Genomic DNA, 1836 nt, shown 5'->3' with positions numbered 1-1836 from the left:
CGGCAACGGCAACGGCAACGGCAACGGCAACGGCGTGGATCAGCTTACGTGAGTGCAGAACAGGCACTCACGACACAACACCGCTACCAGCGCCCACACGTCACCAGCACAGACATCACCCACCATCCACTGCATCGGCCTAGTTGCCGGCAAGCCAACGGCACCAGCGCACGCCATCCGCCTCGCAACTGCGCTACCGTTCACCCATGGCGCGTCCGTCGCGCCCATGCCGCCCCGGAGATGCCCATGCCCCTGCTCCATCGGTCCCCTGCCGCGCCACAGCACACCAGCCGCCATCGCACCTGGCGCATCGGTCTGGCCATGCTGTGCGCGCTGATCGCCGCGCCCGCGATGGCCGCCGACAACGCCGTGCCGGCCGTGCAGCGCGCGCAGCAGCTGATCCTGGTGCTGGCACCGGACTGGGACAGCCCGCAGGGCACGTTGCAGGCGTTCGAGCGTGATGCACAAGGCTGGCGCGCGCAGGGCAAGGCCTTCGACGTGAGCCTCGGCCGCCACGGCAGCGCCTGGGGCCTCGGCCTGCATCCGGCGCAGACGGATGGCCCGCAGAAACGCGAAGGCGATGGCCGCAGCCCGGCCGGCGTGTTCACCATCGGCGAAGCCTTCGGCTATGCGCCGCGCATCGACAGCGCCATGCCCTACCAGGCGATGCAGCAGAGCAACTACTGCATCGATGTGCCCGGATCGCCGCTGTACAACCAGATCGTCGATGCCGACAAGGTCGGCAAGGACGCGGTCGCCGGGTCCACCGAACCGATGCGCCTGGACCTGCAACACGCCGGCGACCAGCGCTACCGCGAAGGCTTCGTGATCCAGCACAACGCGCAGGCCACGCCGGGCGCCGGCAGTTGCATCTTCGCCCACCTGTGGCGCGCGCCCGGCGCGCCCACCGCCGGCTGCACCGCGATGCAAGCGGCCGACATGCAGCGGTTGCTGGCGTGGTTGCGGCCGTCCGCCGCGCCGCTGTTCGTGCTGCTGCCGCGTGATGCCTACCGGCGCCTGCAGGCCGAGTGGGCGCTGCCGGCCGTGGAGCCGGCGTCGTGAGCCAGGCGCCCGCACCCGGGCTGGTCCGCGCGGTCAGCCGCTGGCAGATCGTCGGGTTGTCGATCAACGACGTGATCGGCAGCGGCATCTACCTGCTGCCGGCGGCCACCGCCGCCCTGCTCGGGCCGTTGAGCCTGTGGGCGGTGTTGCTGGCCGGTGTGGCGGTGGCGCTGCTGGTGCTGTGTTACGCGCAGGCGGCCAGTTACTTCGACGAACCCGGCGGCAGCTATCTGTATGCGCGCGAGGCGTTCGGCCGTTTCGCCGGCTTCGAGATCGGCTGGATGATCTGGCTGACCCGGATCAGTTCGGCAGCGGCGCTGAGCAACGGGCTGGCCGATGCGGTGGTGCGCTTCTGGCCGGCCGCGGCCGGGGGCGGCGCGCGCCTGGCCATCGTGATCGGCTCGCTCGGCCTGCTCACCGCGATCAACGTGATCGGGGTGAAGTCGGCCGCGCGCACCGGCGTGGCGCTGGTGATCGGCAAGCTGGTGCCGCTGCTGCTGTTCGTGGCGATCGGCGTGTTCTACGTGGACTGGTCGTGGGCGTTCTCGGGCAAGACGCCGGATCCGCGCGATGTCGGCAACCTCGGCGAGGCGGCGTTGCTGCTGCTGTTCGCCTACGCCGGCTTCGAGAACATCCCGGCCGCCGCGGGCGAGTACCGCAATCCGCGCCGCGACGTGCCGTTCGCGCTGATCACCATGATCGTCACCGTCACCCTGATCTACGCCGCGGTGCAGGTGGTGGCGCAGGGCACGCTACCCAACGTGGCGCAATCGG

At 70.5% G+C, this 1836-nt stretch carries 2 protein-coding genes; both read left to right on the top strand.

What is annotated here, in order from left to right; translation table 11 throughout:
* The first annotated feature begins 321 nt into the window (after positions 1 to 321).
* Complete coding sequence (locus tag D180_RS11540; protein WP_232760457.1) at positions 322 to 1062, top strand: L,D-transpeptidase family protein; 741 nt, start codon at positions 322 to 324, stop codon at positions 1060 to 1062.
* Positions 1059 to 1836 (top strand): APC family permease (locus D180_RS11535; protein WP_043090850.1); only part of this gene is annotated, 778 nt, incomplete at its 3' end. The genes D180_RS11540 and D180_RS11535, both read left to right, overlap by 4 nt.

The organism is Xanthomonas sp. SHU 166 (assembly GCF_000364685.1).
Taxonomy (GTDB): Bacteria; Pseudomonadota; Gammaproteobacteria; order Xanthomonadales; family Xanthomonadaceae; genus Xanthomonas_A; species Xanthomonas_A sontii.
Note: the sequence above shows the minus strand (reverse complement) of the source record. Positions and strands in the feature narration are given on the sequence as shown.

Coding starts and splice junctions, on each gene's coding strand:
- D180_RS11540 (WP_232760457.1), top strand. CDS start 322: ATGCTGTGCGCGCTGATCGCCGCGCCCGCGATGGCCGCCGACAACGCC.